This window comes from Streptococcus equinus (genome assembly GCF_900101445.1).
In the GTDB taxonomy this organism is placed as follows: Bacteria; Bacillota; Bacilli; order Lactobacillales; family Streptococcaceae; genus Streptococcus; species Streptococcus equinus_B.
Window position 1 is genome coordinate 1,189,212 of sequence record NZ_FNKE01000001.1, and the last position, 26,075, is coordinate 1,215,286.

Genomic DNA, 26,075 nt, shown 5'->3' on the forward strand with positions numbered 1-26,075 from the left:
AAAATTCATTAGAACGTTCGTTTTTAAAGCCTTACCAAGCTAAAAAAGCGATATCATTCTAATGAATTAGTTCTTAACGTTTGTACTGGCTAAGGACACGAGTTAATTTCTCTTGAACCTCAGCTAATTCTTCAACACGTGGCAAATAGACAATTCGGAAGTGGTCAGGCTCATTCCAGTTGAAACCTTTACCTGGAACCAACATGACTTTTTCTTGTTTTAGCAATTCTAAACAGAATTGTTCATCGTCATCAATTTGATACATGTCTCGGTCAATTTTAGGGAAAATGTAAAGCCCTGCTTCTGGTTTGACTGCAGACAAACCAGGCACTTCATTTACTGCCTTATAGATGAAGTTACGTTGTTCATAAATACGACCTCCAGGAATCAAAAGTTCATCGACTGATTGATAACCACCTAGAGAAGTCTGAACAACATTTTGCCCTAAGACGTTTGCACAAAGACGCATGTTGGCTAACATGTTAAGTCCTTCAATGTATCCTTTAACGTTTTGTTTTGGACCTGATAGGACCATCCACCCAACACGGAAACCACAGATTCGATGTGATTTTGATAAACCATTCATTGACACACAGAAAACATCTGGTGCTAAGCTAGCAATGGCAGTGTGTTTTTTGCCATCCATAACCAAACGGTCATAGATTTCATCTGCAAAAATAATCAAGTCATTTTGACGAGCAATTTCCACGATTTCTTTCAAAAGGTCATCTGGATACAAAGCCCCTGTTGGGTTATTTGGATTAATGATAACAATGGCTTTGGTATTTGATGTGATTTTAGATTTGATGTCATCAATATCAGGGTACCAATTAGCTTGTTCGTCACAAAGGTAATGCACGGCATTTCCGCCAGCAAGACTGACACAAGCTGTCCATAATGGGTAATCAGGCATTGGCACCAAGACTTCATCGCCATCATCAAGAAGGGCTTGAAGTGACATTGAGATAAGCTCAGAGACACCATTTCCTAGATAAATATCATCGATATCCACATGTGGAAATCCTTTTAACTGACAGTATTGCATGATAGCTTTACGAGCAGAAAAAATCCCTTTACTATCAGAATAGCCTTCACTATTACGAGCGTGAGCAATCAAGTCACGGATAACTTCATCAGGCGCTTGAAAACCAAAGGCAGCTGGGTTTCCGGTATTAAGACGAAGAATTTTTTCGCCGTTAGCAATCATACGATTGGCTTCATCAAGAATTGGCCCACGAATATCGTATGCAACATGTTCTAGCTTTGAAGATTTATCAAATATTTTCATAGATTTTACCTCGTTTCAAATATTATAAACTTTCCTTTATAATTTTTCAATCCAAGAAAGGTTCGTTAATCGTAAAAAATAATCAAGATAACTGTCATTGGATGCCAGCTCTTTTTCAATTTTCCGAACGCTAGTTGTGTAGTCTGTAATAATGCCGTCAGTACTTGTTTCTAAGTACCTTTCAATATCATCTCTAGAATTGACCGTCCAAACATAGATTTTTTTACCATTTTGATGAGCCTTGCGGGCTAGAAGTTCATTATAAGAAAAGTCTTCGATTGCATAAAAATCCACCTTTTGACTTGTGAAATCACCCAGTTGGAAGGAAATGGTATAACCAGATTGAATCCTTGGGTCAAGTTCTTTTACCTTCTCAATGGTTTTTAAATCAGCTGACATAACCAGATAAGAAGAATCCACATGTAAGTCTTTCATCTTGTCCACAAAGAGTTGTTCATAATTGTCTGGTTCATTTCCTGTTGGTTTTAATTCAACCAACAGCTTAATGCCAAGTTGTTTTGCCTTAGCCACGTAGTCTTCGAAAGAAACTAAGCGTGACTCATGACCACTTTGCTTTAATTTCAAGCCAAGGATATCTTTGGCTTGAGATTGAGAAATCGCAATATTTTTCCCAGTCAGGCGTTTAAGATTATCATCATGACTAACAATAAACTGACCATCTTTTGATAACATAATATCTAATTCTGAATAAGTCGCCCCTGCCTTGGCAGCTGCTTCTAAAGACTCTAAAGAGTTTTCAACACCTTGAGAAACCATGCCTCTGTGTCCGATAACGGATAAGTTTTTTGAAGGTCCTCCAGAAGCTTTCAAAGCGTTGTATGTAAAATTAATACCACCAATAAGCAATAAAAGTCCAGTCAAAGCTAACACGCGATGTTGCTTTTTCCTTCCTTCAATTGGAAGCTTTTGAGGAGTTTTATGGTCAAAACCTTTTAATAAATAGGAAAGAAAAGCTAACTTGAAGACCAAACGTCCTGCAAAAAGAACACCCCAAACAAATGATAAAAATAGCGTCTCAACCCAAAAAGTCTTCTCACTGCCGTCAACCAAAGCCGCTAAACCAATTCCTGCAGCACTCAAAAGGCTAATAATAGCCGTGATGATTAAAACCACAAGCCCAAAACCTAGCACTCGAAAGATTTTCCTACCCTTAGTCAACTGCCAAGATTCTTTCAAGAATACCGCAAAGCGATTATCTTTCTTAGTCACTGCCAAAGGAAGGGCATAGATAAATCTCAGATTGAGGTAAGCAAAGATAGCATACAAACCATAATAGATTATTTTCCCATTTGTGGACTTCATCAACTCCCCAGAAATAAAACTAGGAATATAGAGATTTTCTAATAGAGCCGATGACACCAAAAATTCAATAAAAGGAATTGTCAGTATCAAATAAAACAGAAAAGCCAAAAAATGCCAACCTGAAATAGATCTGACGAAGCTACGGCTTTTTTCCTTAAAATAAGAAACTCCTAATTCTAACTTTACTTCCTTACTTTCAATGATTTCTACTAATAAAGAGAACTCTAAATAAATCAAGAAAGCAAGCAACAAAAGATACACAAATAAGAGACCTAAGGTGAGTGGATTGGTTAAAAAACTTAAGAGATTATCCGTTGTTATTCCCGGAATATTTGAGTTAATGAGAATAACTTTTAAAAGGAGAGCTAACAAGTAAGCAACAACAGTTGTCATTAAAAACTGGAGAACACTAGCTCTCAAGACATAAATGTACTTGTGTTGATTCAAATCTTTTAAAACCGATTTTATATCTTTAATCATACTTTTCCTCACTTTTAACATTATAGCAAAAATATTCAGAAAAATTCCTTAAACGCTTTCATTTTTCGACCAAATAGAGTATAATAATTTTAGGGATATTTCTCATGATAATTGTAAGCGGTTAACGTTTGATTATCTTATCCCGACTAGCTTATTAAAATTATTGATATGGGCAGGAAGTTTGGAATGCGCAAGGCTGTTAACTACTAACAGCTGACGGATAACTAACCTTAGTTCTCAATAAAAACCAAGATTTCTTACCAGTCTACGTTTTCGCTAACTTTTACGCTCTTGCTAGCATAATTAAGGAGGCAGCTTATGTCACATCATTATGAAAAAATCCTAATTGCTATTGATGGTTCTTACGAATCAGAATTGGCTTTTGAAAAAGGGGTAAACATTGCACTTCGCAATAACGCAGAGTTACTACTTACACATGTCATTGATACACGCGCACTTCAAAGTGTAGCTACTTTCGATACTTATGTCTATGAAAAACTCGAACAAGAAGCTAAAGAAGTATTGGATGACTACGAAAAACAAGCTCGCGATAAAGGATTAACTAAAATCAAACAAGTTATTGAATTTGGTAATCCAAAAACACTCCTAGCTCGTGATATTCCTGATAAAGAAAAAGCTGATTTGATTATGGTTGGGGCAACTGGTCTTAATACCTTTGAACGACTTCTTATCGGTTCTTCATCAGAATACATCATGCGCCACGCAAAAGTCGATTTGCTAGTTGTTCGTGATAGCGAAAAGACATTCTAAGTCTTGAGTAATATCAATTCTCTTTAATAATAATTTTTAATCAACTATTCTATAATTACGAAAAAAGCCAAGTTAGTCTAATGACTAGCTTGGTTTCTTTTTTGACGATTAAGTGATTTATGAATTTGTCGGTCCAATTCACGTTTAATAGCTGGTTCTGGCGCAAATTTTTCTTCCCAATCATCTGGTTTTAAAATCTTGTGAGTAATCGGGTCAAAATGCGCTTGACCATCAGGGAAGATTTTTCCCATATTTGATTCATGAACAATATCAAAGAAAGGTTTTGGGTCGACTCCCATTAAAACAAATGAACCATAAGTTAGATATAGCAAATCTGTCAAAGCATCCACTTGACCAACAAGTGGTGTTTCTGGGTGCTCTTTACTTTTAATCTTAGTCACAGCCTTATCAACAGCTTCGTGCAAATTAGCCACTGACTGCTTGAAAGCTTCTGGATTTCCTTTACTTGTCGCATACAAGAACTCGACAATCTCTTCAACCTTAAAGTCTGAACGATGGTCAGCTTCTTCAGCACCATAAAGTCGTGGTGTTTCACAAGTTTCCCCGTCCATTTGATGGTGGAAATCTTTGACTTTATTGAAGTTGTCATCTTGGCTATCAAAGCGCTCACCAACTTCAACGTGAATCAAACCGTAGTGAGCTAAGGCTTTTGAAATACCATCGTTGTTGTTGGTGTCTGTCGTGTAAGTGGCGATAGCTTTGACAGATTCTTTAGCATTTCCCATGGCAACGCCAGTGCCGACACCAGATAACATTTCAATATCATTATCAGAATCACCAAAGGCCATGACCTCATCTAGGCTAAAGCCAAACATCTCACCGACTCGCTCAATGCCTTTGACTTTGGATTGCCCTTTTGAAATCAAATCAGCTGAATAAGGGCTACTACGTGTGACTTTAATGTAAGGAAAAGCATTTTGAATATTGGCTGTTTCACCTTCAGTTGCCACAAATACCACTTGATAAATCGGTTGACGCATAATCGCTAGCAAGCCATTTAAATTTTGAGGTTTGAAACGTCGGATAAAATGTTTAAAACTACGTTCTACTCCTTTTGCCCAACGCTTGGGAACAAGTGTGCTGACAACTTGACCAAAGCGACTTGTCCCCATGTTGATAATGCGAGAACCAACCAAACCTGAAGCTGTTCCCAGAGAGATTTCACGGCGATGATCGTTGGCATAACGAATCAGACGATAAATTGTCGACACAGCCATTTGATTATGATAAAGCACCTGATCTCGTGTAAAAATGTACTGACCATTATAAGAAATGGCAAAATCCAAGCCAAGATTTTCCAGATAAGGTTGCACAAAACCTGGCCCGCGCCCTGTTGCTACTCCCACAAAAATCCCTTGTTTTTTCAAACTATTAATAGCTTTCAAGGTCGATTGTTGCACATTCTTACGATCATTCAAAAGTGTCCCATCAATATCAAAAAATACTGCTTTTATTGCCAAACCGTTTCTCGCCCTCCCTCTTTATGTTAAAATAGATTATATCACATTTTTAAAAGGAAGTTTTATTGTCATGAAAAAAATCCTTGTCTTGCACACGGGTGGAACCATTTCAATGCAGGCTGACGAAGCTGGCCATGTCCGCCCAGAAAATGATAATCCGATGAATCATGTCGGTGTTAATCTCGATAATATCCAAGTGACAGCACTTGATTTTTTTAATGTTCCAAGTCCTCACATCACACCAAAACACATGTTAAAACTCTATCAAAAAATTAAAGAGGAAGCTGACAACTTTGATGGTGTGGTTATCACTCACGGAACAGATACCCTTGAAGAAACAGCTTATTTCCTTGATACCATGGAAGTTCCTAACATCCCAATCGTTCTCACTGGTGCCATGCGCTCATCAAATGAACTAGGAAGTGACGGCGTTTACAATTACCTCAGCGCCCTTCGTGTTGCTAGCCACGAAAAAGCAGTTGGTAAAGGCGTTTTAGTGGTCATGAACGATGAAATCCACGCTGCAAAATACGTAACAAAAACTCACACTACTAACGTTTCAACCTTTAAAACACCAATCCACGGACCGTTAGGCATCATCATGAAACACGATATTCTCTTCTTCCGAACAGCTGAGCCACGTGTTCGTTTTGACTTACAAGATATTTCAGGTACTGTTCCAATTATCAGAGCCTATGCTGGTATGGGTGGCGATGGTATCATTAGTTTCCTTAATCCAAGCAATGTTCAAGGTGTGGTCATCGAAGCACTTGGTGCTGGAAACATGCCACCACGCGCTGCCGAAGAAATCTATGACCTCATCAAGCAAGGGGTTCCTGTTGTTCTTGTCTCACGTTGCTTTAATGGTATTGCTGAACCTGTTTATGCCTACGACGGAGGCGGTGTGCAACTAGCTAATGCTGGCGTTATGTTTGTCAAAGAACTCAATGCACAAAAAGCCCGCCTAAAACTTCTCATCGCTTTAAATGCAGGTCTAAAAGGACAAGAATTAAAAGAATATATCGAAGGTTAATCACCTGATTAACGCTAAAAAGCTGAAGCAATTGCTTCAGCTTTTTTATTACTCTTCATCAGGAATGTATTCTAAAATATCACCAGGTTGGCAGCCTAACTCACGACAAATCGCATCTAGTGTCGTTAAGCGAACCGCCTTTGCTTTACCTGTTTTTAGGATAGAGAGATTGGCATTTGTAATACCGATGCGTTCAGCCAATTCACCTGATTTCATTTTACGTTTTGCTAATTCAACATCAAGATTAATTTGAATCATATGACTACCTCTAAATTGTAAATTCATTTTCTTCAGCAATGACATTAGCTTCTCTTAAAATCATTGAAAATACCCAAACAACAAATGCCGCTACTAGATAAGCCCAGTTAACAAAAGATAAAACTCCTGAACCAGAACACAAACTTTGGAACCAACTATCTAAAAATGCAAGGGCAATAAAATTGTACTCAACATAACGTGCCAATTTTACATTTTCTGGAGTAAAAATATTATTATCGATAATATTTTTGAAAAACATTTTCACAAAAACAAGGAGCGCAATCCAAAGGCATGAATTTACAGCAAACAAACTAAGAAATGATGGTGAATGCAAAAGCTTTTCTGGAATATTAACATCAAATGAAAAACCATCTCCAGCTTGATTCATCAAGTTCAAATGTGGTTGTGTCAACGAAAGAGAAATAGCAACTACTGTAGATAAAACGATTAAGACGATTGCAATATTAATCACAACATTGGCAACTTTCAACGCTTTATAGTTTGTTTTCTTCATGATTGTCTCCTTAAAATTATTTTCACGTTAAGCTAAGCGACGAGTGCGAAGCCATTTACTAATCACAACAGCAAGGGCCAAAAAGCCAAAAACTGAAAAGTCAACTGTCATATTACTTGTATTAGAAGCATTTGTCAAGATGTTTTGGAAAACTGATACCACAAATGTGTAAAGAGTTGCTTTTTTCAAAAAGCTATAAGTTCGGTCTGAAAGAATATCAACAACTGTCAAATCAGAAAGTAAACCTTTTAATTTAGTAAGTCCGTAAATAATGGCACCATTTACCAGACAAGTCAAAAATGTAATGCCCCAAGTATGTTGGCTCTTGCTAATTGCCCACTCAATCATACCGTATTGACCGAGGGCCATTTTATCGTAACCGTAAAAATGTGAAGCAAAGTCAGCAAGAATGATTAAAACAAGACTCACAATAGTGATATTGATAGCAATTTTAGCAATAGTTTTAGCAGCAGTTTCGATAGTTTTTGTGTTCATGATAAATCTCCTCTTAAAGTTAATTGATAATTGGTAAAATGACAATGATTCTTGGGTTAGGCCACGTGACGTCCACGTAGGTATTTAACAAGTAGAAAAGCAAGGCAGAAATAAGCACAAATTGAAAAATCAAAAACAAGTTGAGCTTGGTGCATTGATGTTGATAAAAAGTTTTGAAGAAATGATACAAAGAATGTGTAGAGACTTGCTTGTTTTAAGAAGCGGTATGTTTTGTCAGCTAGTACTTCTTTTACAGTGAAGTTTGCAATGAAATGTTTGAGTTTTGCCAATCCGTAAATCATGGCACTGTTTGTCAAGATTGTCAGTGCTGTTACTAGCCAAGTGTTTGTATCTTTTCCGACTGCCCATTCAATCACACCGTATTGTCCAACGGCTTTAGTATCGTATCCGTAAACATGTGAGACCAAATCCGCAAGGATTGTTAAGACTAAAACAACATTTGTAAGATTGATAGCAACTTTAGCGACTGTTTTGACGATGTTTTCGATAGTTTTTGTGTTCATGATAAATCTCCTAAAAAATGTTTTCCTATTGGATTTATGGTTGAGCTCAATTGTTAAATCCGTTTTGCGATATTAAATTATTCTTTTTCGAAAATCTTTTATCGTTTTTCGATATATTTAGTATACCACAAGTTTTTCGTTTTGCAACACTTTTTTATCGAAAATCGATATTTTTTTATTTTTTTGCGTAATTTTTAAGAATTTTATCTAAAATCAAGGATTTTCCCTAGCAAATGCCACTAAAAAAAGCCCAGTCGCATTCGACTGAGCCAATTATCACTATGGTCTTATGTCTTTTAAGGATTTTACTGCCATAGCATTTATCAAAAAAGATTCCTCTTTTATCAGCCTACTTACCGTAAGCTGGTTTCTCATCAACTTTTTTAGCAAATGTCATCTTATAAGTTACGTTTATTATCATAAGCTTACCTCATCTTTCATTTGGTAAAGCCATTATAAAAAGGAAAGCTTAAGCTTTCCTTAGATTCAAGAAAAAGTCTTTTTTGATACTTTCCTTAAGTGGTGTGGTCGGCAGCGAATTCCTGCAGAATTCCATGCCTAAGTTTTGAGCCCAAGGTCTCAAAACTTCCCGGTGGCTTATTCTAAATATTACAGCCACTTTCACCACGGCGGAAAGTCTCCTTTTGTTAGGAGCGAAGCTTGCAAACCATTTGATGTAAAGCTAAAAACAGATTTGTCTGCATCTCAATGGATCCTTAATCAAAGTTACCTTTGTCTTTGAGGTTTTGAGTGATGATTTGCCATTGTGGTTCTTGGCGCCAATTTGGATTTGAAACAATCTGACTAGCAACTCGCCTAGCTTCTTCTAAAATATTATAATCTTCCACAATATCTGCCACTTGAAATTCTGGAATTCCCGATTGTCGTGTTCCGAAAATTTCACCAGACCCACGCATTTTAAGGTCAGCTTCAGCCAGCACAAAACCATCTGTGGTTTCTGTCATGATTTTCATGCGTTTTTTTCCTGTCTCGGTCTTTGGATTAGCAACCAAAATCGCATAAGATTGCTTATCACCACGCCCAACACGTCCGCGCAGCTGGTGTAGCTGACTAAGTCCAAAACGATCAGCATCCATGATAATCATGATGGTTGCATTTGGCACATTGACCCCAACTTCAATCACCGTCGTTGAAACCAGAACTTGACTTTTTTGAGCTTTAAAGTCTTGCATGATAGTTTCTTTTTCTTCATTTTTCATACGACCATGCATCAAAGCCACCTTGGCACATCCTGCAAAATAATCAGACAAATCTTCATGCAAAGCAATCGCATTTTTCAAATCCAGAGATTCAGATTCCTCAATCAAAGGTGAAATGACGTAAGCTTGCGCACCTTTTTGCAATTCTTTTTTGACCCAGTCAAGGACAACATCCAACTGCTCATGCTTGACCCAGCGTGTGATAATTGGTTTTCGCCCTGCAGGCAATTCATCAATAATGGAAACATCCATTTCACCAAAAGCAGTAATGGCAAGCGTACGTGGAATAGGCGTCGCTGTCATCATGAACACATCAGGATTTTCGCCTTTTTCACGGAAAATACGACGCTGATTGACCCCGAATCGGTGCTGCTCATCTGTAATAACAAGTCCAAGACGATGGTAACTCACCGCATCTTGAATCAGCGCATGCGTTCCCACAATCATATCCACAGAACCATCCGCAATCGCAGCAAGAGCGGCTTTTTTATTAGCTGCCTTCATACCTGACGTCAAGATAGCAATGGATAAGTCAGGAAACAGCTGCGTTAAACTCTCGAAATGTTGTTCTGCCAAGATTTCTGTTGGCACCATCAAGGCTGACTGATAGCCTGCCGTATAAGCCGCATACATAGCAAGACTTGCAACCACTGTCTTACCAGAACCAACATCCCCTTGCAAAAGACGGTTCATATGCCCACCAGAGCGCATATCAGACAAAATATCACTAAGGCTGCGCTTTTGCCCACCCGTTAAATCAAAAGGGAGACTCGCTATCTTATCAGCCACTTTTTGCTCATCGTATGCAATCATAAGACCGTTAGCTTCTGATTTATTATCTGCCTTCAAAGCTTGCAGATTCATTTGAAAATAAAAAAGTTCTTCAAACTTTATGCGACGAAGGGCTTGTTTGTATTCTGCTAAATCCTTTGGAAAATGCATAGCTTCTGTTGCTCTTGCTCGACCTAATAAACGGTATTTATCCAAGAAAACTTGGGGTAGATTCTCAGGCAACCAATTTTGTGCTCCTAGAGCAAAAGCGGCTTTTATAGCTTTAATCAAAGCATTTTGCGAAATACCCTGCGCCACACGATAAACAGGCTGCATATCATCTTCAACCTGCGCTAAAATCTTCATACCAGTCACTGCTGATTTTAGAGCATCCCATTTTCCGAAAATCGCCACATCACTGCCAAGCTCAACTTTATCTGCCAAATAAGGCTGATTGAAAAAAGATACTGCAATAACGGCTTCGCCTTGTTTGATTTTAAAAGACAGTCGATTACGCTTATAGCCATAATACTGAACATTTGCTGGTGTTACCACTGTTCCAACAATAACAGCTTTTTCCCCGTCAACTAAATCTAAAACACTCTTGCTCTTAAAATCTTCATAACGAAAAGGATAATAAAGCAACAAATCCTCAATCGTATAAATGTCTAATTTATGGAATTTTTCTGCCGACTTAGGACCTAAGCCTTTCAATTCCTCAATTGATGATTGTAAATTCATAAGACCTCACTTTGCTACTATTATAACAAAAAATAGATTCTAAATCGCCGCAAGAAAATCACGACAATCTAGAATCCTTTTTATCTTATTTTGAATAGAAACGTGGGATACGGTCACTTAGAAGACAGAGCACTTCATAATTGATAGTACCACGTTTTTGAGCCAAGTCAGTAGCTGAAATAACCTTGTCACCTTCTTGACCAATCAAAGTTACTTTAGTTCCGATTGGGAATTTTTCTGGTAAGCGAATAGTGATTTGGTCCATTGACACGCGCCCAACGATTTCACAAAATTGTCCATTCACAAGAACTGAGAAGCCTTGCAAATCACGAGTCCATCCATCAGCATAACCAATTGGAACAGTCGCAATGTATTCTTCTTTTTGAGCTTTATAAGTTGCACCGTAACCAACAGTCGCACCAGCTGGAATTGTCTTCACGTGAACAAGAGCTGATTCCAAGCCAAGAGCTGGTTTAATCGGATATGGAAGAGCAATATCTGTTCCACTTGGATTCAATCCGTACATCACGATACCAAGACGAACGATATTGAAGATTGTTTCGCTGTGCCAGATACTTGTTGCTGAGTTACTAGCATGAACAAGAGCAGGTTTTTCACTCAAGTTGTTAACAATATTTGTGAAGAATGCCAATTGTTCGTTAAATTTAGTGTCATCAGCTTCATCGGCTGTAGCAAAGTGAGTGAAGATACCTTCCACATTAGCGCCAGCTTTTTTCAAGTTAGCCATTAAGCTTTCAGCTTCTTCAAGACTACGCACACCAATACGTCCCATACCAGAATCAACTTTCAAATGAACGTTAACCCCTTTAAGACTGATGTCTTGCTCATTTGCCAAATCAAGCCATTCTTGACTAGCCACTGTTAAGGTAATGTCATAATCACGCGCTAGAGCAACTTCATTAGGCATAATAACACCTAAGATTAAGATTGTTTCTTCAATACCTGCTTCACGAAGTTCAAGAGCTTCATCGACATTTGACACACAAAAACCGTCAACTAAGTGATGCACTGCTTGTGCAACTTTTTTAGCACCATGTCCATAAGCATTAGCTTTAACAACCGCAAAGGCTTTTTTCCCTTCTGGAATATTAGCTTTAACCGCCTCAATATTATCACAAATAGCCCCTAAATCAATTAAGGCTCTTGTTGGTCGGTGTAAACTTGAAATCATTTTTTCTCCTCCAAAGCTAGTAAAAAATTTCTCGATTAATCCTACTTTTCAGTTTTCAAAAAACTTGTTACTCATCATCTTCTAAGATAACACTGGCTTGCACAAGATTCCCCGTATGAGAAAGTGAGATAAAGCATCTACCCGTAAACGGTGACTGGGTAATCTCAGGAGCACCAAGCTGATTGTTCAAAATTTCAATATCTTGAAAACCAAGTGTCCCAATTCCAGTTCCCATCGCCTTAGCGAAAGCTTCTTTTGCAGCCCAACGCCCTGCCAAAAATTCCATTTGCCTTTTCTCAGCCTTAAAACCTGAAAAAACTTGAAATTCTTTTTCTGTCAGCACGCGCTTTGCAAATCTATTATTCTTCTCATACGCTCGCTTGATTGCATCTATTTCTTGCAAGTCAATGCCATGACCAATAATCATACGTCTCCTTTGTGAAAAACGATTTTAAACCAAATCAAAACTCTTATCAGCTTAATCGCTTAATGATTTCCAAAACTAAGGAGCTGAGAAAAATCCCCAGCCCCATAGGTTATTCAATTAATTAGAATAGCAATTCCTCATAAGAATCATGACTTAAGGTTGCATGGATTTCACGAATCAATTTTTCAGTTTTATCCCATCCTAGACATGGGTCTGTGATCGATTTTCCAAATACCTCTGGTGTATCTTGGCGACCATCTTCCAAGTAAGATTCAATCATGAATCCACGTACATACTTGTTAATTTTATCACTCCAGTCGCGATTAATCAATGTTTGACGTACAATACGGATTTGTTCAAGATATTGCTTACCAGAATTGTCATGGTTCGTATCGATAACGATAAATGGATTTTCAAGTCCCATTTTTTCGTAATGAGCAATTGCTTTCAACAAGTCGTCATAATAGTAGTTTGGCACATTTTCGCCATGCTCAGTTAGTGCACCACGAAGAATAGCATGCGCCAATGGATTACCATCAGTTTCAACTTCTGCATTATGGTAGATGAAGTTTTGTTTGTTTTGTGCGGCATAAATACCGTTAAACATCACATTCAAATTACCAGATGTTGGATTTTTCATCCCTGCAGGGGCATCAATTCCAGAGGCAACAAAACGATGCTCTTGGTCTTCAACCGAACGAGCTCCAATAGCATGATATGACACCAAATCATCTACCAAGGTAAGGTTATCAGGATACAACATCTCATCTGCAGTTGTCAAACCAGTTTCTGTGATGACACGATAATGCAAATGACGAACAGCAGCAACACCGTTAATCAAATCTGGAAGTTTTGACGTATCAGGCTGATGCATCAACCCTTTATAACCATCACCATTTGTACGCGGTTTTGCTGTATAAACACGCATGACAATGAAAATCTTATCTTTCACTTCTTCTTGAATTTTCGCTAAACGATGAGCGTATTCAAGTACAGCATCTTCATTATCAGACGAGCATGGACCGATGACCAAGAGAATACGGTCATCTTCACCTTTGATGATTTTTGCCAATTCAGCATCACGCGCTTTTTTCTTAGCAAGAAAATCACCTTCTAGTTTTGATAGTTCTTTGACTTGTGCAATATCAATCGTTGCACTCTTTTGATGTATTCCCATAAATTATTTACCTAGTGTATCGTAAATTTCGTGAACAAGTTTTTCAGTATTATCCCAACCAAGACATGGGTCTGTGATTGATTTACCAAAGACTTCAGGTTTGTCTTGACGTCCGTCTTCCAAGTATGATTCAATCATGAAACCACGAACGTATTTATTGATTTTTTCATTCCAATCACGGTTAATCAATGTTTGACGGACAATACGAACTTGTTCTAAATATTGTTTTCCTGAGTTGTCATGGTTAGTATCGATAATGATAAATGGATTTTCAAGTCCCATTTTTTCGTATTGTTCGATAGTATCGATGACATTATCGTAGTAATAGTTTGGCACATTTTTACCGTATTCGTTAAGTGCACCACGAAGGATAGCATGTGCAAATGGATTACCAGATGTTTCTACTTCTTCACCGTTAAACAAGAATGATTGTTTATTTTGAGCGGCATAGATACCGTTAAACATCACATTCAAGTTACCTGAAGTAGGATTTTTCATCCCTGTTGGGACACTAATGCCTGAAGCAACAAAGCGGTGTTGTTGATCTTCAACTGAACGCGCACCAACAGCAATATAAGAAACCAAATCATCTACCAATGGAAGATTTTCCGGATAAAGCATTTCATCTGCTGTTGTTAAGCCAGTCTCTGAAATCACGCGATAGTGAAGGTGACGAACGGCTTTAATACCGTTAATCAAGCTTGGTGCTTCTGATGTATCAGGTTGGTGCATCAAACCTTTATAACCATCACCATTCGTACGTGGTTTTGCTGTGTAGACACGCATTACCATAAAGACACGATCTTTGACTTCTTCTTGAAGTTTAGCCAAACGACGAGCGTATTCAAGCACAGCATCTTCATTATCAGATGAGCAAGGGCCGATGACCAAAAGAACTCGGTCATCTTCACCTTTAATGATAGCTTCTAGTTCGCGATCACGAGCTTCTTTTTTAGCTAGAACGTCACCAGTTAATTTTGATTCTTCTTTAAGAGCATCGAAATTAATCTTTTTACTTGTTGCTTTAAATGACATATATTTTCCCTCTCCTGAAATTAGTTAAGATTTCATATATTATACCATTTTCAAGAGGTTTTTCAATAAATTGTCAGAATTTTCTGTTGTCTTTTTTAAAAATGTTTGCGACCGTGGCAATTTTTGAATTTTTTACCTGATCCACATGGGCACAAATCGTTACGTTTAACGTTAGAGTAATCGATATCAGATTGTGCTTGAACATGTTGAGCAGAGATATTCTTTTCAGCCATAGTTGTTGCACGTTCTGTTGAGCGTTCACGTTCTTGTTGGTGAATTTGTGCTTTCATCATTGTACGTGTCACGTCGAATTCAATAGCACCAATCATAGCTTGGAACATACGGAAACCTTCTGATTGGTATTCAACAACAGGGTTATTTTGAGCGTATCCACGCAAACCAACAGATTGACGCAATTGATCAAGAGCATCAATGTGGTCTGTCCACTTGTTATCCACAACCATCAAAATCAAAACTTTTTGGAATTCTTTAACAGCTTCTTCATCATGAAGTTTAGCGATTTGAGCATCGTAAACTGCCAAAGCACGTTTGTAAAGTTCTTCTTTGATTTCTTCAAAATCTAGATTTTCAAGGTCAGCTAGTTTAATAGAATCTTCCGCAACCAAGTTTGATTTAGCAAAATTCAAGATAGCCTTGATACCTTCTTCGCGGTCTGCACGGCTGTGTGCATCAACAGCACGATTAATTGTACGTTTAATCATTGCTTTGATTTCAGGTGCCAAATCACGGTCTGCTGTGATAACATCGTGACGTTCAGCATAAATGATTTCACGTTGTTCACGCATCACATCATCGTATTGAAGGACTTGTTTACGCATATCATAGTTATTACCTTCAACACGTTTTTGAGCTGATTCCACTTGACGTGTGAGCATCTTAGATTTGATGACTGCTTCTTCTTCATCAAGGTTCATGCGATCAAGGAAAGCTTTGATACGGTCTGAACCGAAACGACGCATCAAATCATCTTCAAGTGATAGATAGAATTGTGATTCACCTGGGTCACCTTGACGACCTGCACGTCCACGAAGCTGATTATCGATACGACGGCTTTCGTGACGTTCTGTACCGATAACACAAAGACCACCAAGTTCACGAACCCCTTCGCCAAGTTTGATATCTGTACCACGACCAGCCATGTTGGTTGCGATTGTAACCGCACCACGTTGACCAGCGTTCATGATGATTTGAGCTTCTTTAAAGTGGTTTTTAGCATTCAATACTTCGTGTGGAATACCAGCTTCAACCAATTTTTTAGAAATAAGGTCTGATGTTTCAACGGCAACCGTACCAACCAAGACAGGTTGACCTTTAGCATGACGACGTTTAACATCTTCCACTACTGCTCGGAATTTAGAAGCAAGTGTTGGGTACAACAAATCTGGATGGTCAATACGTGCTACTGGTCGGTTTGTTGGAATTGGAATAATGCGCATGTTGTAAACTTCACGGAATTCCTCTTCTTCAGTTTTCGCTGTACCAGTCATACCTGCCAATTTTTTGTACATACGGAACATGTTTTGGTAAGTAATTGAGGCACTTGTCTTAGATTCTTCCTGAATGCGCACGCCTTCTTTAGCTTCAATGGCTTGGTGCAAACCATCAGAGAAACGACGACCTTCCATTGTACGACCTGTAAATTGGTCGACGATTAAGATTTCGCCATTTTCACTAACCACATAGTCAATATCCAAAAGCATGATGTAGTTAGCACGAAGAGCGTTATCAATGTAGTGTGTTAAGGCAACATTTTCCAAATCGTAAAGATTTTCCAAGCGGAAATATTCTTCAGCTTTGTCGATACCACTGTCAGTTAGGCCGATTGTTTTTGTTGGTACATCGATGACGTAATCAACACTTTCAAGAGTCTTAACGAATTTATCAGCACGAACGTAAAGTTGGCTTGTTTCTGAAGTTACTTGACCTGAAACAATCAAAGGTGTTCTTGCTTCATCAATCAAAACTGAGTCAACTTCATCGACTAAAGCAAAGTTTAGTGGACGTTGAACCATATCTTCTTGACGAACAACCATGTTATCACGAAGGTAGTCAAAACCGATTTCTGAGTTTGTAGAATAAGTGATATCACAGTTGTAGGCTTCACGTTTTTCATATGGTGATTTTGCAGACAAGTTGATCCCTACAGAAAGTCCCAACCAACTGTAGACTTCACCCATTTCAGTTGCGTCACGTGTTGCAAGGTATTCGTTGACTGTGATAACGTGAACCCCTTCACCAGCAAGGGCGTTAAGGTAAACTGGCATAGTCGCAGTCAATGTTTTACCTTCACCAGTACGCATTTCAGGCACGTCACCATTGTGCATTACAATACCACCCATGATTTGGACACGGTATGGGTAAAGACCAAGAACACGTTTAGCCGCTTCACGAACAACCGCAAAAGCTTCTGGCAATAATTGATCTAAGGTTTCACCATTTTGATATCGTTGTTGAAATTCTGGTGTTTTTGCTTTTAATTCTTCATCAGACAAAGCAGCCATCGCATCAGCGTATGACTCAACTTTCTTTGCAATTTTTTCTAATTTTCTTAATTCGCCTTTATCGTTTTCGATAACAGTTCGTAGAATATTTGCCATCCCAATTCCTTTCGATAAACTTATCATCACATTTTATCATAAAAAGCGCTCTATTACAAGAATGCGCTACCATTGCAGCTCTCTTCTACAAGCGATAAAAATGCCTTGATATTTTAGTTTTATATTAATATCATTCTTAGTATTTTCTGAGTATTTCACCTGCTACGATTATACTCTTTTTTCACCTTAACAACAAGAAAGCACTGTAATTCACAAGGAATTGTCAGCGTAAAAAAAGATTGAAGAATCATCCCAAATGGACTTTTCCTCAATCTCGCTAACATTTTGTTAATCAAGCGATTAACGTTCTGAAACTTTCTTAGCCAAAGCAAAGTTACCAAGAGTCGCAGAACCATTTTCAGCCACACCTGGTGTCACGATATATTCTGTAACATCTGGAACTGGAACATAATCGTTCATCAACGCTTTAAATTTATCACGAACACGTTTTAGCATGTGTTCTTGTGCCATAACACCACCACCAAAGACAATCACTTCTGGACGATAAAGAAGTGTTGCTTGAACAGCAGCTTGTGCAATGTAGTAAGCTTGAACATCCCAAACATCAGAATTAAGTTCAATCAATTCACCACGGATACCTGTACGTGCTTCAAGTGATGGACCTGCTGCCATACCTTCCAAGCAACCTTTGTGGAATGGGCAAACACCATTAAAGTTTTTAGCAACATCTTGTGGGTGTGGAGCAACGTATACGTGACCTGCTTCTGTATGACCAAGACCACCGATAAATTGACCGTTTTGAATAGCTCCAGCACCAATACCAGTACCGATTGTGTAATAAACAAGACTCTTAACGCCTTTACGAACGATTGTTTCACCGTAAGCAGAGCTGTTTACGTCAGTTGTAAAGTAAAATGGGACTTTAAAGTGTTTTGAAATCAAGCCAACCAAGTCAACGTTAGCCCAATGTGGTTTTGGAGTTGTTGTGATGTAACCGTATGTTTTTGAGTTTTCATCAACATCGATTGGTCCGAATGAACCAATAGCAATCCCTGCCAAATCTTCTTCAAAACGTTTGAAGAATGCTACTGTTTTATCAATTGTTTCATAAGGTGTTGTTGTTGGAAATTGAACTTTTTCGACAACTTGAAAATTCTCATCACCAACAGCACAAACAAATTTTGTTCCACCTGCTTCGACACTACCGTATAATTTAGTCATGTTATCTCCCTTTTAATTGCTAGTTTTCTATCAAATATTATACAAAAAATCAAAAGATATATCAAGTGTAAAAGTGCTGTAAAGCTTATTATATCAATATTTAACTCCATATAAAAAGAGGTTCATTCGAACCTCTTTGTTTATAGATATATACTTATTTGAGTTCTAGCAATGCAACACCTTCAGCAAGTTCACCTTGAGCAACTGGTGTTACTTCTTGGTAGTCAGCTGTATTTGTCACGATAATCATTGTTGTGTCATCAAGACCTGCTTCTGCAATAGCTGCGCGATCAAATGTTCCAAGAACATCGCCTTTTTTAACTTTTTGGTTAGCAGCAACTTTTTGGTTAAATCCTTTACCAGCCATTGAGACAGTATCAATACCGATGTGGATAAGGATTTCAGCACCGTTGTCAGATTTCAAACCGTAAGCGTGACCTGTTTCAAAAGCAAGTTGAACAGTACCATCAACTGGTGAGTAAACTGTGTCGCCGTTTGGTTTAATAGCGATACCTTTACCCATAGCACCTGATGAGAAGACTGGGTCATTAACTGCAGAAAGTTCAACAGCTTGACCTGAAAGTGGGCTTACAACTGTTTCTTCAGAAACACCAGCTTGAGCAAGTGCAGTAACTTCTTCAGCTACTTCTTTTGCTTCTTTAGCAGCTTTAACATCTTTTGTATCATCTTCGTAACCGAACATGTAAGTCAATACAAAGGCAAGAGCTGTAGTTGCAAGAACCATGATGATGTATTTAAGAACTTGACCGTTCAAGTAAAGAAGAGTACCTGGGATAATTGTGATACCAAAACCAGTACCAGCAAGGTTGAAGATTGAAGCTAACCAACCACCACAAGCACCAGCAACAAGACCTAATACAAATGGTTTACCAAAGCGCAAGTTTACACCGAAGATAGCTGGTTCTGTGATACCAAGTCCTGCAGAAAGAGCAGCTGGAAAAGCAAGAGCTTTAAGTTTAGCATCTTTTGTTTTAACACCAACAGCAAGAGTTGCACCAGCTTGGGCAGTCATTGCAGCTGTGATGATAGCGTTGAATGGGTCTTTGCCATCAGCAGCAATCAATTGTGATTCAAGCAAGTTGAAGATGTGGTGAACACCTGTAACCACGATAACTTGGTGAATACCACCAAGAACAAGACCAGAAAGACCAAATGGCAAGCTAAGCAAGAATTTAGTTCCTGCAAGAACGTAGTTTTCAACAGTGTGGAAAACTGGACCAATGACAAAGAGTGCCAAGATTGACATTACCAAGAATGTCAAGAATGGAACCAACAAGAGGTCAAGCACATCTGGAATTTTTTTGTGCAACCATTTTTCAAGTTTCGCACCAAGCAAACCTACGAAGAATGCTGGAAGAACTGAGTTTTGGTAACCAACAACTGGAATGAATCCAAAGAAGTTAATTGGTTCTGCAGCTTTTGAAGCAACATCCCAAGCATTTGGAAGTGAGTTGTTAACCATCATAAGTCCAAGAACAAGACCTACGATTGGGCTTCCACCAAATACGTTAAATGCAGACCAGCAAATCAAAGCTGGGAAGAAAGCAAAGGCTGTATCTGTCAATACAACAGTGTATGTGTAGAAGTTTGTAGATGAGAATGCTTCAGAAGTTGTTCCGAAGAGTCCTAGGATTGTATCATTGTTGATAGCTCCGCGGATACCCATGAAAAGACCAGTCGCTACGATAGCTGGAAGCAATGGAACAAATACGTCACCGAATGAACGGACAGCGCGTTGGAACCAGTTTCCTTGTTTAGCAGCTTCTGCTTTTTGTTCATCTTTTGAAGCTGTTGGCAAACCAAGAGCAACAACTTCATCGTACATTTTGTTAACTAGACCTGTACCAAAGATAATTTGGTATTGACCTGAGTTGAAGAAAGCTCCTTGAACTTTGTCAAGATTTTCAATTTTGTCTTTGTCGATTTTTGCTTCATCAACAACCATAACACGTAAACGTGTGGCACAGTGAGCGACACTGCGTACGTTTTCGCGGCCACCTAAAGCAGCAACAATCTCTTTTGCAATCTGTGCGTTATCCATTTGCAAAAACTCCTTTATATAAAATTACTTTTGTAAGCTTGTTTGTAAGCGTTTCACTTAACTACATTTACATTTTATCATAAAAACGCTTTATGTCAAGCGTTTATCATATTTTTTTCTTTTTGCGGGAAAATAATTGATTTTTAGGCGGAAAACGTTTACTATATTAATAGTAGATAGATAAACTAAAGGAGAAAATTATGAATTTACCTCAAGAAGTACGATACCGTGCTTACGCTGATTGGAGCGAGGAAGAGGTTGCTAAAATCACTGAAAATGTGAAACAATCACCTTGGCATACCAGCTACCACATTGAGCCAAAAACTGGGCTATTAAATGACCCTAACGGCTTTTCATACTTTAACGGGAAATATACATTGTTCTACCAAAATTGGCCTTTTGGTGCTGCTCACGGTCTTAAACAATGGGTTCACACTGAATCTGAAGACTTGGTTCATTTCCATGAAACTAATGTAGAACTTCGCCCTGACACTAAAAATGATAGCCACGGTGCTTACTCTGGTTCTGCCTATGAAATCGACGACAAACTCTTCTTGTTCTATACAGGAAATGTTCGTGACGAAAACTGGGTACGTGACCCACTTCAAATCGGTGCTTGGATGGATAAAGACCACAAGATCACTAAAATGGATGACGTTCTTATCCGCCAACCAGAAGACGCAACAGAGCACTTCCGTGACCCTCAAATCTTCAACTACAAAGGTCAATTCTACGCTATCGTAGGTGCTCAAAGCCCTGAAAAATCAGGTTTTGTTAAACTTTATAAAGCAGTTGATAACAATGTTGAAAACTGGGAAGAAGTTGGCAATCTCGACTTTGGTGGCACTGGTTCAGAGTACATGATTGAATGTCCAAACCTTGTTTTTGTTGATGATAAACCAGTTCTTCTTTACTGCCCACAAGGCCTTGATAAATCTGAACTTGATTATCGCAACATTTATCCAAATACTTATAAAGTATGTCAATCGTTTGACACAGAAAACGCAAAATTAGTTGGCGCTTCAGACATTCAAAATCTTGACTACGGTTTTGAAGCTTATGCCACTCAAGGATTCAATGCCCCTGATGGACGTACTTTAGCTGTTAGCTGGATTGGACTTCCAGATGTTGATTACCCAACAGATAAATACGATTATCAAGGCGCTCTAAGTCTTGTTAAAGAACTTTCTATCAAAGATGGAAAACTTTACCAATATCCAGTTGAAGCTATTACGTCACTTCGTGCTGGCTCTGAAGCATTTGCCAATAAAGCTAAAACAACAAACACTTATGAATTAGAGCTCAATTTCCCAGCAAATCAAAAATCTGAAATCCTTCTCTTTGCTGATGACAAAGGCAATGGACTCAGCTTGACGGTCGATACTAAAGACGGTAAAATTATTCTTGACCGCAGTAAAGCTGGTGTTCAATACGCTACAGAATTTGGCACAAGCCGTGAATGCACAATCGATGCGAAAGAAACAAGTGCTAATATTTTTGTAGATAATTCAGTCGTTGAAATCTTTATCAATAAAGGAGAAAAAGTATTTACTAGCCGTGTCTTCTCTGAAGCTGGCCAAAACGGCATCGCTATTAAATCTGGAGACGTTACTGGTACATACTTTGATTTGAAGTACTAATATGGTAGCAAAATTAACTGACGTTGCTGAACTTGCTGGGGTTAGCCCAACAACCGTTTCACGCGTTATCAACAACAAAGGTTATTTGTCAGAAAAGACAAAACAAAAAGTTCAAGAAGCTATGAGAACTTTAGGCTATAAACCTAATAACCTCGCTCGTGGACTTCAAGGAAAATCAGCCCAACTCATCGGACTTATCTTTCCTAATATTAGCAATATCTTTTATTCTGAACTGATTGAATATCTTGAAATCGAACTATTCAAACATGGTTATAAAACGATTATCTGCAACAGTGAAAATGACCCTGCCAAGGAACGTGAATACATCGAAATGCTTGAAGCTAACCAAGTAGATGGCATCATCTCATCAAGTCACAACCTTGGTATCGATGATTACGAACGCGTCAGTGCACCTATTATTGCTTTTGATAGAAACCTGGCCCCAAACGTTCCTATCATTGCTTCAGATAACTTTGAAGGAGGCAAGCTAGCTGCTCGCACCCTTCAAAAAAATGGTTGCGAAAATATCATCATGATTACCGGACACGATAACACTGACTCACCAACCGAATTACGTGCCCTTGGTTTTACATTTCAAATTCCGCACGGTGAAGTTTTCAAAGTTCCTAACAACTTATCCACAATTCGCCGCGAAATGGAAATCAAATCCATCATCGCACGAACTAGACCTGATGGTATCTTTGTTTCCGATGATTTGACAGCCATTTTAACCATGAAAATCGCAAAACAATTAGATTTAAAAATCCCTGAAGATTTGAAAATTATCGGGTACGACGGTACGTCATTTATCGAGAACTTCTTCCCACAATTGACAACTATCCGTCAGCCAATCGATGAAATCGCTAGTCTACTTGTGGACATTCTCCTAAAACATATTAAAGGCGAAAAAACAAGCAAAGACTACATCCTACCAATTTCACTTCTTCCTGGTGGCAGTATCTAATAAACACAAAAGCACAGGCATTTATGTCTGTGCTTTTTAGGTACAAAAAAAGAGAGATGACAAGCATCTCTCTTTCATTTATTATTCAGTAACAAACTGACTCAACAATCCATTGACGAATTTTGCTGATGTTTCGTCTGAATATTTTTTAGCAATTTCAATGATTTCATTGACCGCTACACGTCCAGGTGTTTCTTCGAAGTATTTCACTTCATAAAGACCTAAACGAAGCAAAGCTTTGTCAGTTAGTGTTAAACGCTCTAGTGACCAGCCTGATTTTAAGTGTGCTTCGATTTGTTGATCAAGTTCTGATTGCAAATCACAAACACCTTTAACAAGATTTAGAAGAAATACTGGAACTTGAACTTCTTCGTCTTCTTCGACAGTCTTATCATAAGTGTAAGCAAATTCAGCTGCTTGCAAATATTCTCCACCAAATTCGAGGCTAAAGAGTGCCTGGAAGGCACGCTCACGAAGGTCACGTCTTGAATTTGTAAAGTTATTAGTCATCCAAGAAATCCTCGTCAAACAATGCTTTCAAATCAGGTTTTGGTGTTTTTTCAGGAACAATTCCTTCAACGTGAATATTGACAGATGAGATAGTCACTTCTGCCATTTCGTAAACTGCAGCTTTAACAGCTTTTTGAATAGCCATTGAAACAGCAGGAACGTTGACACCGTATTGAAGATATACATAGATATCAGCGTTAACTGTGCCATCTTCTTCTGTTTGAAGGTAAACACCTTTACCTAAAACTGTTTTGCTGAAACTATCAGTCATGGCTTTGTTACGAAGTGAGTGAACGCCATCAACTTTTGTTGCAGCAATACCTGTGATAACTTCTAGTACTCGTGGTGAAATAACAATATCACCGATATTTTCAGTTGTCATAAGCATTTCCTTTCTAATTAAATTTAAGGATTAAAAAGTAAAGAGAGCGGTGCCCTCTCTACCCGCTCTACTGGCAAGCTTAGGCACGTGATACGTAAGTACCTTCTTGCGTATTGATTACCAATTTTTGACCGATTTCGATGAAGTCTGGTACGTTAACAACAAGACCTGTTTCAAGAGTTGCAGGTTTACCAGAACCAGTAACTGTAGCACCTTTGATTGATGGTTGAGTGTCAGTAACTGTCAATTCAACTGTTGTAGGAACAGTTACACCGATAACTTCAGTTCCGTAGAATTGGATTTTAACTTCTGAGTTTTCAAGGATGTAAAGCAATTCTTGTTCTACGTTAGCAACTGGAATTTCATATTGTTCGTAGCTTTCAGTATCCATGAAGTATGCTGTGTCATCCATTTTGTAAAGGTATTGTGCAGCACGTGTTTCGATGATTGCTTGTTCGAATTTTTCTTCTGGACGGTAAGTTGTATCGAATGTTGAACCAGTACGTACGTCACGGAGTTTCATACGCATAACAGTGTTACCTTTACCTGGTTTGTGGTGGCTTGCTTCGAGAACTTTGATGAGTTTTCCATCAGATGTTACGAAAGTCATACCTGCTCTAAGCTTACTTGCTTCAATCATTTATTCATTACCTCTTATAAATTATTTATCACTTCATTTTACCATAAAATACGCTATGGCTCAAATCTTTTTGGGTTTCAAAAGAATAACCCTCTCCTACTATTTTAGACTTCATTGTTAAAAAAATCCAATTTTGATACAATAAAACTCTAGAAATTTTTTAAAAAGGGAGATTTATTGAATATGAAAGTAAAACTTGAGAGTCCAGAAGGAGAGATTAAAGAAGTTAAAGTTGGTTTCAGCTGGACAACGCTATTCTTTTATTGCTTTGTGCCACTTTTCCGTAAAGATTGGAAATGGCTTGGCATTATGCTTGGAGCAATGATTTTAGGAGGAATGCTCTCACTAAGTCTTAATGTTGGTACTGGCATCGGCCTTGGCTTAAACATTGCTTTTGCTATTTTATACAACAACTTTTACATCAATGATTTGTTAAAAAAAGGTTGGACGCCAGCTTCCGAAATTGACGAAAAAATTCTAAAAGATAAATTGAACTAAAAAGACTAAAAGAGCACTTCTTTTGAGTGCTCTTTTTATTAGTCATCAAAATCATCCATGCCAAGTCTCACTTCTGGGACATCGTGCTGAACGCATTCGACACCTTTTTGTTTCATCAATTCGATAGCAAATGGATGCATGCGGTAAGCTGTTTTGTAAGTAATCTTCTTAATTCCTGCTTGAAGAAGCGCTTTGGTACAGTTAATACACGGAAAATGTGTCACGTAAATCTCTGTACCCTTGGTTGAAATGCCTTCCTTAGCACACTGGATAAGGGCATTCATTTCTGCGTGAACGGTACGGATACAATGACCGTCTTCCATTTTGTGTCCTGCTTCGCTACAGTTATCAGTTTCAGAAACGCCACCATTGTAACCAGTAGCGATGATACGATTATCTTTAACCAAAACAGCTCCGACAAAGGCGCGATCACAAGTTGAACGTTTTGAAATCAACTCCGCATTTGCCATAAAATAATCTTCCCAAGAAAGTCTTTCAGTCATTGTTTTCCTCCTTTTCTAAACGCATTTTAAGATAAATTAAAATAAGTCCAATCACAGCAATTGCCATGCAAAAATACGAAGCAATTTTATACATCCCACTTGCTGCTTCAATAAAAAATGTTAATCCAACTAATCCCAACCCGAGATAATGAGCAATACTATTAATACTAAACTGATGCGTGCTGCTCAATGCAGACAAGAAAAGAACAACAATGAATTCCAAAATAAAATAATTCTTACTGCTTCCTTGCATAACATCAACAACTAGCATAAAAATAAGCACTATAAATAATGAGATGGATAAGAAAAGTTTAATTTTTTCTTTGTTTAACAATGATTTCACAAT

General features: G+C 38.2%; 25 protein-coding genes. 5 read left to right on the top strand and 20 right to left on the bottom strand.

From position 1 onward, the window contains the following. Positions 1-73 precede the first annotated feature (73 nt). The gene (locus BLR83_RS05960) at positions 74-1,288 is read right to left on the bottom strand and encodes a pyridoxal phosphate-dependent aminotransferase (protein WP_039696347.1); all 1,215 of its coding nucleotides are present in this window, start codon (positions 1,286-1,288) and stop codon (positions 74-76) included. A 36-nt stretch (positions 1,289-1,324) separates the two neighbouring features. Beyond that, positions 1,325-3,091: a glycerophosphodiester phosphodiesterase gene (locus BLR83_RS05965; RefSeq protein ID WP_074560845.1), complete on the bottom strand. Its 1,767-nt coding sequence runs from the start codon at positions 3,089-3,091 to the stop codon at positions 1,325-1,327. A gap of 318 nt (positions 3,092-3,409) precedes the next feature. Between BLR83_RS05965 and BLR83_RS05970 the strand changes: the two genes are divergently transcribed. Beyond that, complete coding sequence (locus tag BLR83_RS05970) at positions 3,410-3,862, top strand: universal stress protein (protein ID WP_074560846.1); 453 nt, start codon at positions 3,410-3,412, stop codon at positions 3,860-3,862. Positions 3,863-3,939: 77 nt separating this feature from the next. Here the strand turns inward: BLR83_RS05970 and BLR83_RS05975 are convergent, their stop codons facing one another. After that, positions 3,940-5,343, bottom strand: coding sequence for a Cof-type HAD-IIB family hydrolase (locus BLR83_RS05975; RefSeq protein WP_074560847.1), 1,404 nt, complete (start codon positions 5,341-5,343; stop codon positions 3,940-3,942). A 70-nt stretch (positions 5,344-5,413) separates the two neighbouring features. On the opposite strand from BLR83_RS05975, the gene BLR83_RS05980 reads away from it, so the two are divergent. After that, positions 5,414-6,376 (top strand): asparaginase, encoded by a 963-nt coding sequence (locus tag BLR83_RS05980; RefSeq protein ID WP_074560848.1) that lies wholly within the window; start codon positions 5,414-5,416, stop codon positions 6,374-6,376. A 48-nt stretch (positions 6,377-6,424) separates the two neighbouring features. Here BLR83_RS05980 and BLR83_RS05985 read toward each other — a convergent pair whose 3' ends face one another. From BLR83_RS05985 to BLR83_RS06040, 12 genes are all read right to left on the bottom strand, one after another. Beyond that, positions 6,425-6,634 (bottom strand): helix-turn-helix domain-containing protein, encoded by a 210-nt coding sequence (locus BLR83_RS05985; RefSeq protein WP_014335241.1) that lies wholly within the window; start codon positions 6,632-6,634, stop codon positions 6,425-6,427. 10 nt (positions 6,635-6,644) lie between these two features. Further along, positions 6,645-7,148, bottom strand: coding sequence for a DUF2975 domain-containing protein (locus tag BLR83_RS05990; RefSeq protein ID WP_074560849.1), 504 nt, complete (start codon positions 7,146-7,148; stop codon positions 6,645-6,647). Between the two features lie 27 nt (positions 7,149-7,175). Next, positions 7,176-7,643 carry a hypothetical protein gene (locus BLR83_RS05995; protein WP_074560850.1) on the bottom strand — a complete coding sequence of 156 codons (468 nt, stop codon included), beginning with the start codon at positions 7,641-7,643 and terminating at the stop codon, positions 7,176-7,178. Positions 7,644-7,699: 56 nt separating this feature from the next. Continuing rightward, on the bottom strand, positions 7,700-8,167 hold the full coding sequence (locus BLR83_RS06000; protein ID WP_074560851.1) for a hypothetical protein: 468 nt from the start codon (positions 8,165-8,167) through the stop codon (positions 7,700-7,702). Positions 8,168-8,883: 716 nt separating this feature from the next. Beyond that, the gene (gene recG / locus BLR83_RS06005) at positions 8,884-10,899 is read right to left on the bottom strand and encodes an ATP-dependent DNA helicase RecG (RefSeq protein WP_074560852.1); all 2,016 of its coding nucleotides are present in this window, start codon (positions 10,897-10,899) and stop codon (positions 8,884-8,886) included. A gap of 85 nt (positions 10,900-10,984) precedes the next feature. Further along, complete coding sequence (alr, locus tag BLR83_RS06010) at positions 10,985-12,091, bottom strand: alanine racemase (RefSeq protein WP_074560853.1); 1,107 nt, start codon at positions 12,089-12,091, stop codon at positions 10,985-10,987. 67 nt (positions 12,092-12,158) lie between these two features. Further along, on the bottom strand, positions 12,159-12,518 hold the full coding sequence (acpS, locus tag BLR83_RS06015) for a holo-ACP synthase (RefSeq protein ID WP_006532004.1): 360 nt from the start codon (positions 12,516-12,518) through the stop codon (positions 12,159-12,161). Between the two features lie 121 nt (positions 12,519-12,639). Then, complete coding sequence (locus BLR83_RS06020) at positions 12,640-13,695, bottom strand: 3-deoxy-7-phosphoheptulonate synthase (RefSeq protein ID WP_074482524.1); 1,056 nt, start codon at positions 13,693-13,695, stop codon at positions 12,640-12,642. Between the two features lie 3 nt (positions 13,696-13,698). Beyond that, entirely contained in the window at positions 13,699-14,730 is a 1,032-nt protein-coding gene (locus tag BLR83_RS06025; protein ID WP_074560854.1) for a 3-deoxy-7-phosphoheptulonate synthase, read from the bottom strand. A gap of 95 nt (positions 14,731-14,825) precedes the next feature. Beyond that, positions 14,826-17,348, bottom strand: coding sequence for a preprotein translocase subunit SecA (gene secA, locus BLR83_RS06030; protein WP_039696336.1), 2,523 nt, complete (start codon positions 17,346-17,348; stop codon positions 14,826-14,828). 300 nt (positions 17,349-17,648) lie between these two features. After that, the gene (gene scrK / locus BLR83_RS06035; protein WP_074560855.1) at positions 17,649-18,530 is read right to left on the bottom strand and encodes a fructokinase ScrK; all 882 of its coding nucleotides are present in this window, start codon (positions 18,528-18,530) and stop codon (positions 17,649-17,651) included. 154 nt (positions 18,531-18,684) lie between these two features. Continuing rightward, entirely contained in the window at positions 18,685-20,592 is a 1,908-nt protein-coding gene (locus BLR83_RS06040; protein ID WP_074560856.1) for a sucrose-specific PTS transporter subunit IIBC, read from the bottom strand. 200 nt (positions 20,593-20,792) lie between these two features. Between BLR83_RS06040 and BLR83_RS06045 the strand changes: the two genes are divergently transcribed. Next, a complete protein-coding gene (locus tag BLR83_RS06045) occupies positions 20,793-22,232 on the top strand; it encodes a sucrose-6-phosphate hydrolase (RefSeq protein ID WP_074560857.1) in 1,440 nt (479 codons plus the stop codon). Between the two features lies 1 nt (position 22,233). After that, complete coding sequence (locus BLR83_RS06050) at positions 22,234-23,196, top strand: LacI family DNA-binding transcriptional regulator (protein WP_074560858.1); 963 nt, start codon at positions 22,234-22,236, stop codon at positions 23,194-23,196. An 81-nt stretch (positions 23,197-23,277) separates the two neighbouring features. On the opposite strand, the gene nusB is transcribed toward BLR83_RS06050, so the two are convergent. The 3 genes from nusB to efp form a co-directional block, all read right to left on the bottom strand. Next, a complete protein-coding gene (gene nusB, locus BLR83_RS06055) occupies positions 23,278-23,706 on the bottom strand; it encodes a transcription antitermination factor NusB (protein ID WP_006531995.1) in 429 nt (142 codons plus the stop codon). Then, positions 23,699-24,088, bottom strand: coding sequence for an Asp23/Gls24 family envelope stress response protein (locus tag BLR83_RS06060; protein ID WP_074560859.1), 390 nt, complete (start codon positions 24,086-24,088; stop codon positions 23,699-23,701). Before BLR83_RS06060 ends, nusB begins: the two co-directional genes overlap by 8 nt. A gap of 79 nt (positions 24,089-24,167) precedes the next feature. Next, positions 24,168-24,728 (bottom strand): elongation factor P, encoded by a 561-nt coding sequence (gene efp / locus BLR83_RS06065; RefSeq protein WP_074560860.1) that lies wholly within the window; start codon positions 24,726-24,728, stop codon positions 24,168-24,170. A 183-nt stretch (positions 24,729-24,911) separates the two neighbouring features. On the opposite strand from efp, the gene BLR83_RS06070 reads away from it, so the two are divergent. Then, on the top strand, positions 24,912-25,226 hold the full coding sequence (locus BLR83_RS06070; protein WP_074560861.1) for a hypothetical protein: 315 nt from the start codon (positions 24,912-24,914) through the stop codon (positions 25,224-25,226). A 38-nt stretch (positions 25,227-25,264) separates the two neighbouring features. Here the strand turns inward: BLR83_RS06070 and BLR83_RS06075 are convergent, their stop codons facing one another. Then, entirely contained in the window at positions 25,265-25,729 is a 465-nt protein-coding gene (locus tag BLR83_RS06075; protein ID WP_006531991.1) for a deoxycytidylate deaminase, read from the bottom strand. After that, positions 25,722-26,072 carry a hypothetical protein gene (locus BLR83_RS06080; RefSeq protein ID WP_074560862.1) on the bottom strand — a complete coding sequence of 117 codons (351 nt, stop codon included), beginning with the start codon at positions 26,070-26,072 and terminating at the stop codon, positions 25,722-25,724. The genes BLR83_RS06075 and BLR83_RS06080 overlap by 8 nt, the downstream gene beginning before the upstream one ends. Positions 26,073-26,075: the final 3 nt, after the last annotated feature.